The 8,778-nt window shown below is 74.2% G+C and carries 8 protein-coding genes and 1 riboswitch; of the genes, 6 read left to right on the forward strand and 2 right to left on the reverse strand.

Going from position 1 to position 8,778, the window contains the following annotated elements; genetic code table 11:
• Nucleotides 1-12 precede the first annotated feature (12 nt).
• From RI554_01745 to RI554_01765, 5 genes are all read left to right on the forward strand, one after another.
• Nucleotides 13-693 (forward strand): HAD family phosphatase, encoded by a 681-nt coding sequence (locus tag RI554_01745; GenBank protein ID MDR9390735.1) that lies wholly within the window; start codon nt 13-15, stop codon nt 691-693.
• A gap of 73 nt (nt 694-766) precedes the next feature.
• Nucleotides 767-1,312 (forward strand): heme NO-binding domain-containing protein, encoded by a 546-nt coding sequence (locus RI554_01750; protein ID MDR9390736.1) that lies wholly within the window; start codon nt 767-769, stop codon nt 1,310-1,312.
• Nucleotides 1,309-2,352, forward strand: a complete 1,044-nt coding sequence (locus RI554_01755) for a GGDEF domain-containing protein (protein ID MDR9390737.1) — start codon at nt 1,309-1,311, stop codon at nt 2,350-2,352. Before RI554_01750 ends, RI554_01755 begins: the two co-directional genes overlap by 4 nt.
• 204 nt (nt 2,353-2,556) lie before the next feature.
• Nucleotides 2,557-2,623, forward strand: a riboswitch (cobalamin riboswitch).
• Nucleotides 2,624-2,739: 116 nt separating this feature from the next.
• Nucleotides 2,740-4,410 carry a ribonucleoside-diphosphate reductase subunit alpha gene (locus tag RI554_01760; protein ID MDR9390738.1) on the forward strand — a complete coding sequence of 557 codons (1,671 nt, stop codon included), beginning with the start codon at nt 2,740-2,742 and terminating at the stop codon, nt 4,408-4,410.
• Nucleotides 4,411-4,415: 5 nt separating this feature from the next.
• On the forward strand, nt 4,416-5,513 hold the full coding sequence (locus RI554_01765; protein ID MDR9390739.1) for a ribonucleotide-diphosphate reductase subunit beta: 1,098 nt from the start codon (nt 4,416-4,418) through the stop codon (nt 5,511-5,513).
• A 12-nt stretch (nt 5,514-5,525) separates the two neighbouring features.
• On the opposite strand, the gene RI554_01770 is transcribed toward RI554_01765, so the two are convergent.
• Nucleotides 5,526-6,506, reverse strand: coding sequence for a metallophosphoesterase (locus tag RI554_01770; protein MDR9390740.1), 981 nt, complete (start codon nt 6,504-6,506; stop codon nt 5,526-5,528).
• Between the two features lie 259 nt (nt 6,507-6,765).
• Between RI554_01770 and RI554_01775 the strand changes: the two genes are divergently transcribed.
• A complete protein-coding gene (locus RI554_01775) occupies nt 6,766-7,770 on the forward strand; it encodes a Gfo/Idh/MocA family oxidoreductase (GenBank protein MDR9390741.1) in 1,005 nt (334 codons plus the stop codon).
• Nucleotides 7,771-7,777: 7 nt separating this feature from the next.
• On the opposite strand, the gene RI554_01780 is transcribed toward RI554_01775, so the two are convergent.
• On the reverse strand, nt 7,778-8,778 hold a 1,001-nt coding region (locus RI554_01780), incomplete at its 5' end, for a hypothetical protein (GenBank protein MDR9390742.1).

Consider the following 8,778-nt stretch of genomic DNA (forward strand, 5'->3'; position numbering starts at 1 on the left):
TACGCTGCGCGCGTGACGCGAACGCCGACCCCCGACGACGTCGCCCGCTTCGACGCGGTGCTGTTCGACATGGACGGCACGCTGGTGGACAGCGAACCGATCTGGTTCGCGGTCATGCAGGAGGTCGCCGCGCGGTTCGGGGCGCCGCTCCCCGACGACGCCCACGCCCGCCTCCGAGGCGTCGATCGCGACGCCAGCATGGCGCTCCTGCGCGCGCACTACGGCCTCGAGGTCGACCCGCCCGCCTTCTGGGGCGCCGTCATGGAGCGCCTCGTGGACGCCGTCGCGGCGGTGCCGGCCATGCCGGGCGCCGCGGCGTGGGTCGAGGCGCTCGCGGCGGCGGGCCGGCCGCGGGCGGTGGTGTCGAACTCCCCGCGCGCGATGATCGAGGCGTCGTTGGCCCCGCACGCGTGGGGGGCGCACGTGACGGTGCGCCTCGGGGCGGACGAGGTGCCGCGCCCCAAACCGGCGCCCGACGGCTACCGCCTCGCCGCGACGCGGCTGGGGGTGGCGGCGGAGCGGTGCCTGGTGCTGGAGGACAGCGAAGCGGGCGTCCTCGCCGCCCGCGCCGCGGGGGCGGCGGCGTTGTTGATCACCCGCGGCGAGACGCCCTCCCGCGCGGCGCGCGAGGCGGCGACGTGGGAGGTCGCCTCGCTCGACGCCGTGCACCCGGCGTTCCCGCCGCCCACCTGAGCGACGCCGTATCGCGCGCCAGGACGCAGTGCGTCCGCGAACGGTGCCGTACGCTTTCGCACGGAGGGTTGCCGTGCTCGGACTGGTCTTCACGGAACTGCTGGCGGAACGGGAGCGAACCGCGTCGCTCGATGCGGTGGACCGCGTCCTGGCGAAGGCGGGCGTGCGCGGGGCGTACACGGCGTACGGCGTCTACCCCGACGCGGAGGCCCACGCGCTGATCCACGCGCTCGCTGCGGAGCGCGGCGAGGCGCCCGAGGCGGTGCAACGTTCGTGTGGGCGGCGGTTGTTCACGCGGTTCGCGGCGCACCACCCCGAGTGGGTCGACCCCCATGCCGACCCGATCGCGCTGCTCGAGCGACTCGAGGACCACGTGCATGCGTCGGTCCGCATGGTGTACGCCGACGCCGACCCGCCCCGCTTCGACGGCGTGCGTCTGGACGGCGGCGGGTTCCGCCTGACGTACCGCTCGCACCGCGGGATGGCCGCCCTCGCCGAGGGGTTGCTGCGCGGTGCCTTCGATCACTACGGGCTGGACGTCCGCCTCGAGACGCAGGGGCTCGCGCCGCACGACGGGACGCACGCGCGGTTCGACGTGTGGCCCGAGGGGGCCGCGTGAGCGACCCCGGCGACCGGCGGGACGACGCCGCCGATGCGGTCGACGTCGTCACCTGGCGGGCGCGCTTCGAGCGGGAACGCGAGGCGCGCGAGGAGGCGGAACGCCTCCTGCGCGACGTCTCCCGGGCGCGCCTCGAGGCGCAACGCGAGGCGGAACGCCAACGCGCCCTGCTCGACACGATGCTCGACAACGCCGACGCCTACTTCTACGTCAAGGACGAGGCGGGCCGTTTCGAGTACGTCAACGCCAAGGGCGCGCGGCTGTTCGGCCTGCCGCGCGACGCGATCGTGGGCCGGCACCAGAGCGAGATCCTGCCGCCCGAAATGAGCGAGGAGTTCGCGCGCAGCGACCGGGAGGTGTTCGAGACCCGCCGCTCGGTCGTGCTGCGCGAGCGCGGCGTCGACGAGCACGGCGAGCCGGTCACGTTCTGGACGACGAAGGCGCCGTTCACCGGGCCCGACGGAAGCTGTCGGCTGGTGGGCTTCTCGACCGACGTCACCGAACTCGACGACCTCCGCGCCGAACTCGAGCGGCTCGCGACGCTCGATCCGCTGACCGGGTTGCCGAACGCCCGGTCGTTCGACGCGTCGGCGGAGGCGGCGCTCGCCCGCGCCGAACGCGCCGGCGAGCCGCTCTCGGTGCTGCTGATGGACCTCGATCACTTCAAGACGGTCAACGACCGATTCGGGCACGCGGCCGGCGACGCGGTCCTCGCGCACGTCGCCGGCCTCCTGCGTGCGGGGGCGCGGACCGGGGACGTGCCCGCCCGGTTGGGGGGCGAGGAGTTCGTGGTGCTGTTGCCCGACATCGACCCCGCCGGCGCCCGACGCGTCGCGGAGCGCCTCCTCGCGACGCTGCGCGAGGCGCGGGTCGAGGTGGAGGGGAGCGAGGTCGCCGTGACCGCCAGCGTCGGGGTGGCCGCCTGGCGGCCGGGCGAAGCGAACCTGAGTCCGGCGCTGCGCCGCGCCGACCGCGCGATGTACCGCGCGAAGGACGCGGGCCGCGACGGCGTCGCGGGGGGCGAGGACGGGGCGTCCTGAGGGGTCGGGCGGCGCATCGAGGGCGGGCCCGAGGGCGGGCCCGAAGGGGGTGTGGACGATCTCACGTTCCACCCGACCCTTGGCACGAGCGGCACAAGATGTAGTACGCTCCCCTTCACGGCCAACCACCCATGGCCCTGGCCGCGCGTCCTTCCATCCGGAAGGGCCCGCCGCGATCGCCCCTCAGGGCGCTCCGGCCGACCGGGGGAAGCCGGTGCGAATCCGGCGCTGTCCCGCAACGGTGACGCGTACGCGCGAAGCCCGACCACCCGGCGCGCGACCCACCCCTCAGCCCTCGGTCGAAGGGCGGAAAGAGGTTCCATCGTGGATGCATCCCTCCGCGTGCCTTCGCCGCACGCGCCCCAGCCCACCCCGCCCGGCGGCGAGGTGCGTCACCGCACCCCCGCCCGCGAACCGTTCGCCTGGCTCAACGAGGACAGCCGCACCTTCCTGTCCAACGGCTACCTGCTGCCCGGCGTCACGCCCGAGGCCCGCATCCGCCAGCTGGCGGACCGCGCGGAGTCGTTGCTGCCCGGCATGGACGGCTTCGCGGACCGCTTCTTCGACTACATGAGCCGCGGCTGGTACTCGATGTCCAGCCCCATCTGGGCGAACTTCGGGCTGGCGCGCGGCCTGCCGATCTCCTGCTACGGCTCGTACGTGCCCGACAGCATGGACGGCATCCTGAACACCGCCGCGGAAGTCGGCATCATGAGCAAGTACGGCGGCGGCACCAGCGCCTACTTCGGGGACGTCCGGCATCGCGGCGCTGCGATCAAGGACAACGGCGAGTCCGAGGGCTCCGTCAACTTCATGCGGTTGTTCGACACGCTGATCGACGTCACCAAGCAGGGCGCGACCCGCCGCGGCTCCTTCGCGGCGTACCTCGACATCGATCACCCCGACGTCGCGGAGTACCTGGAGATCCGCAAGGAGGGCAACCCCATCCAGAACCTGTTCTTCGGGGTCGTCGTCTCCGACGCCTGGTTGCGTTCGATGGTCGACGGCGACGCGGAGAAGCGGGCGCTCTGGGCGAAGGTCCTGCAGACCCGCAGCGAGGTCGGCATGCCGTACGTGCTGTTCCAGGGCAACGCCTCCGCCGGCCGGCCCGACGTCTACCGCGACCAGGGGTACGAGGTGCGCTCCAGCAACCTCTGCAGCGAGATCATGCTGCCGGTCGGGGAGGACGAATCGTTCGTCTGCGACCTGGCCAGCATGAACCTGCGCTACTACGAGGAGTGGAAGGACACCGACGCCGTCCAGCTCCTGACCGCCTTCCTCGACGCCGTCATGAGCGAGTTCATCGAGTCGACCGCCGACATCCCGCACTTCCATCGCGCCCACCGGTTCGCGAAGCGCCACCGCGCGCTCGGCATCGGCGTGCTCGGCTGGCACTCCTACCTCCAGGAGCAACGCATTCCCTTCGGCAGCCTCATGGCCAGCCTGAAGAACAAGGAGATCTTCGAGCACATCCAGGCCGCCGCGCTCGAGGCCAGCGAAGACCTCGCCGACCGCTACGGCGAACCCGACGTCCTCGAGGGGTACGGCCGCCGCAACACCACCCTCACCGCCGTCGCCCCCACCACGAGCAGCAGCTTCATCCTCGGGCAGGCGTCGCCGTCGATCGAACCGATCCGCAGCAACTACTACGTCCGCGACCTCGCCAAGAGCGTCACGACGTTCCGCAACCCGGTGCTGCAGGAGGTCCTCGCCGAACGCGACCTCGACACCCCCGAAACCTGGCGCGACGTCCTCGAGCACGACGGCAGCGTCCAGCACCTCGACGCGCTCGGCGACGACGAGAAGGAGCTGTTCAAGACCTTCGCCGAAGTCAGCCAGCTCGACGTGATCGTGCAGGCCGGCCAACGCCAGGCGTTCATCGACCAGTCGCAGTCGCTCAACCTCATGATCCACCCCGACACCCCCGCCAAGGACCTCAACACCCTCCACCTCGAGGCGTGGGAGCGGGGCGTGAAGACCCTCTACTACCAGCACTCCATCAACGCCGCCCAGGCGTTCAGCCGCGAACTCCTCACCTGCACCGTCTGCGAGAGCTGATCCCCATGGCCCTGAGCACCCCCACCCCCACGACCGCCCCCGTCCCCCCGCGCCCGTCCGACGCCACGCACGCGCCCGACGCCGCGCACGCGCCCGACGCGCCGCGCCGCGACCGCGACCTGCTCGCCCCGCGCCTCCACATGCGCCCCGCGGAGTACCCCGAGCTGCTCGAGTACCGCGACGCCGTCCGGCACGCCTACTGGCTGCACACCGAGTTCAACCTCGCCGACGACGTGCACGACTTCCACACCCGCGTGAGTCCCGCCGAACGCGGCGCGATCACGAACGCGACGCTCGCCATCGCGCAGGTCGAGGTGGCCGTCAAGGCGTTCTGGGGGGACCTCATGAAGCGCCTCCCGAAGCCGGAGCTCGGCGCGGTGGGCTACACCTTCGCCGAATCCGAGGTGCGGCACCAGGACGCCTACGCGCACCTGCTGCACCTCCTCGGCCTCGACGCCGCCTTCGAGCGCATCCACGAGATCCCCGCCCTCGCGCAGCGCATCGAGGTGCTCAACGCCGTGAACGCCCGGATGCCCGACCCGGGCGCGGTCGAGGAGAACGGCCGCGACTTCGCCGCGTCGCTGCTGTTGTTCAGCAGCTTCGTCGAGCACACCAGCCTGTTCTCGCAGTTCCTCATCATGAAGTCGTTCCAGCGCCACAAGGGCCTCTTCAAGGGCGTCAGCAACGTCGTCGACGCGACCAGCCAGGAGGAGCAGCTGCACGGCCTGTTCGGCTACGAGCTCGTGCGCCAGCTGCAGCACGAACGCCCCGAATGGTTCGACGCCGACTTCGAAGCGGAGATCCGTCAGGGGGTCCGCGACGGCTACGAAGCGGAACGCGGCATCGTCGACTGGATCTTCGAGGCCGGCGAACTCGACTTCCTGCCCAAGGCCGACGTCCTCGCCTTCATCCAGCACCGCTTCGACACCGCCCTCGAGGCGGTCGGCTACGCCCCGGAGTTCGGGCCCGACCGCGCGGCGGTGGAGCGCACCCAGTGGTTCGAGGAGGAGATCCTCGCCGGCAAGCACGTCGACTTCTTCCACAAGCGCCCCACGGCGTACGCGAAGAAGGCGAAGAGCTTCAGCGGCGACGACCTGTTCTGACGCCCGGCGCCCTCACGGGCGCGCGAAGCGAAGGTCCCACGCCAGGCCCCACGCGAACCGCGCGTGGGGCCCTTCGCCGGCCCGGTCCTCCTGCGGACGCCAAGTGACGACCTCGACGCGGTCGCGCGTCCCCCCGGCCCCGCCGGGCACGACGCGGACCCGGCGGACCGCGTCCGCGTCGGGACCGGTGCGCGCCTGGAAGTTCGCGAGGACCTCCAGGACCTCCAGGCCGGCGTCGTTGCGCACCAGCCGTTGCGCTTCCCCGCTCACGTCGACCGGAGCGGCGTGGGCGTGCCCCCCGATCACCAGGAACACCGCGTCGAACGGCGCGACCAGGCGCCGGAACAGCGTGGCGCCGCCCACCCCCACGCGGGGGCTGTCGCCGTCGCGATCGACGACCTCGCCCACCCGCTCGGACGGCGGGAGGTAGGCGACGCCCGACGCGTCGTCCGCCGTCACGGCGCCGTCCCACAGGTAGGCGTGCGTCGTGATGACCGTCGGCACGCCGGCGTAGTGCCACAGGACGCGCTCGGCCCACGCGAGCGGCCCCTCGTCGTCCCGCGCGTCGCCCCCCTCGAAGGGGACGCTCAGGTGCAGCAGCGTTCGGCCTCCCGCGGCGAACCAACGGACCGACGCGCGCCCGTCGGGCGACGTCGCCAGCAGGCCGCTCGCGCCGGGCGGACCGTCGCCCCGCGCCGCCGACCCCGGCCCGAAGCGGGCGCGCCACGCGCGCGCGTCCCCGTCGAGGCGGTTGAGGGGCGTCACGTCGTGGTTCCCGAGCGTCCCCGCGTACGGCACGACGCCCTCCAGCCGCGCCAACGCGGCGTCGGCGCGCGCCCACTGCGCGGCGTCGCCCGCGTCGCGCACGACGTCCCCGACGTGCGTGACGAAGGCGACGTCGCCGGCGCGCGCCGCGTCGGCGATCCAGGCGGTCATCCCCTCGAAACGCCCGTCCCCCGGGCCGACGAGCGCCTGCGTGTCGGGAAGGATCACGATCTCGAACGGCTGCGGGCCCGTCGGACGCCCCCGGCAGCGCCTCGGGCGGCGGGAGGCCCACCCCGGGGGCGACGCCCGGATCGGCGTGGCAGGCGGGCGCGACCAGCAGCGTGAGGGCGGCGAGCAGGCGACGCAGCCGCGGCGGACCCGGTGGGCGCATGCCTCAGCATGACCGGCGGCCGGCGGGCGCGCCGGCCAGGCGTCACCGCCCGATCCCGCGCAGGCGGTAGCGTACGGACGCCGAGAGGAGGCCGCCGTGCCCGACGTCGTCCGATGGGGCGTCCTGAGCCCCGCCAAGATCGCCGTGAAGAAGGTCGTCCCCGCCATGCAGGCGGGCGTGCACGCCGAGGTGGTCGCCATCGCCTCGCGCGACGGGGCGCGCGCCCGCGCCGCCGCGGACGCCCTGCACCTCCCGCACGCCTTCGGCGGCTACGACGCCCTGCTCGCCAGCGACGCCGTCGACGCGGTGTACGTGCCGCTCCCGAACCACCTGCACGTCCCCTGGGCGGTCCGCGCGCTCGAGGCCGGCAAGCACGTCCTCGTCGAGAAACCGCTCGCGCGGAGCGCGGCGGAGGCCGCGCCCCTCCTCGACGCCGCCGCGGCCCACCCGCACCTCAAGATCATGGAGGCGTTCATGTACCGCTTCCATCCGCAGTGGCGCCGCGCGAGGGCGTGGATCGAGGCGGGCGAGGTGGGGCGCCTGCGCACCGTCCACTCGCACTTCAGCTACCACAACGTGAACCCCGACGACGTCCGCAACCGCCCCGAGACCGGCGGCGGGGGGCTGTTGGACATCGGCTGTTACGACGTGTCGCTGTCGCGCTTCCTGTTCGGCCGGGAGCCGCTGCGCGTCGCGGCGCAGGTGGACGTCGACCCGGACTTCGGCACCGACCGCCTGGCCTCCGCCCTCCTCGACTTCGGGGACGGCGCCACCGCGACGTTCTCGTGCGCGACGCGCCTCGCCCCCCACCAGCGGGTCGAGGCGTCGGGGGAGGCGGGCCGCGTCGAACTGGACGTCCCCTTCAACGCCCCACCCGCGGGCGCCGTCCGCGCCCGCCTCGAGCGCGGCGACGCCGTCGTCGAGCACGTCGATCGCGACGTCGACCAGTACACCCTCCAGGGCGACGCGCTAAGCCTCGCCATCCTCGAGGACCGGCCGGTGCCGACCCCCCTCGCCGACGGCCTCGCCAACATGCGCGTCCTCGACGCGATCCGCGACGCCGCCGCGACCGGCGCGTGGGCGGACGTCCCGCGCGGCTGACGCCGCCTCAGCGCAGCTGCGCCAGACGCAGGTCCACCTCCGCCAGGAGGCGCGCATGCCGCGCGGCGTCGCGCGACGCGACGACCTGCGCGTGCGACGCCTCCGCCTCATCGAGCGTCGCCTCCGCGATCGTGCCCGCCTCGAACCGCGCGCGGCTCGCCTCGAGCGAGGCGGCGGACGTCGCGACGGCGTCGCGGGCGTCGGCGAGACGGTTGGCCGACGCGACGAGGGCCGCATGCGCGCGCCGCACCGCATCGTCCACGGCGGTCTCGGTCCGTGCGAGGCGGGTCCGGGCGTCGGCGAGCGCCGCATCGGCGTCGGCCCGCTCGTTGGCGCTGGAGAGCGGCGTCGCCAGGCCGGCGCGCTCCGCTTCGCGGCGGGTCACGTCGCGCCGCGCGGCGCGCAGCGACGCCGACGCCGCCCGCGCCTCCTCCCGTGCGGCGTCGAGCGCCGGAACGGGGGGGAGGGCGTCACGAGCGATCGGGGCGAGCGCCCCGACGGGACGCCCGATCGCTTGGCGGAGGTCCGCTTCGGCCAACGCCCGGTCGGCGGTCGCATCCGCGCGGGTCCGCGCGCGGGCTGCGGCGTCGTCCTGGGCGCGCGCGACGTCGAGATCGGTCGCGGCGCCCGCCTCCAGACGGACGGTCTCGGCGGCGAGCACGGCGTCGGCGAGGCGTGCGCGCGCCTCGGCGTCGGCCAGCGCGGTGCGCGCCTCGAGGACGGCGACGTAGAGCGCGGTCGCCGCGCGGCGGGCCTCGGCCTCGGCGACGCGCACGTCGTCCGCCGCCGCCGCGGCGGCGGCGCGCGCCGCCTGGCGGGCGAGGGCGGTGGCGGTGGGGTCGGCCTCGGCGCGCTCCGCGTCGCGGGCGGCGTCCTCCCGCGCGTCGCGCGCGTCGAGGACCGCCTCGTCGCGGGGGACCGCGAGGCGAACCGCGGTCGCGAGATCGAGGGGGCCGGCGTCCTGCGCCGTCGCCACCGGCGCGACGAGCAGGGGAACGAGGAGGACGA

Source organism: Trueperaceae bacterium (assembly GCA_031581195.1).
Taxonomy (GTDB): Bacteria; Deinococcota; Deinococci; order Deinococcales; family Trueperaceae; genus SLSQ01.

What these genes read in the sequence shown, in the direction of transcription:
- RI554_01765 (MDR9390739.1), top strand. Translation starts at nt 4,416, where the DNA reads ATGGCCCTGAGCACCCCCACCCCCACGACCGCCCCCGTCCCCCCGCGC.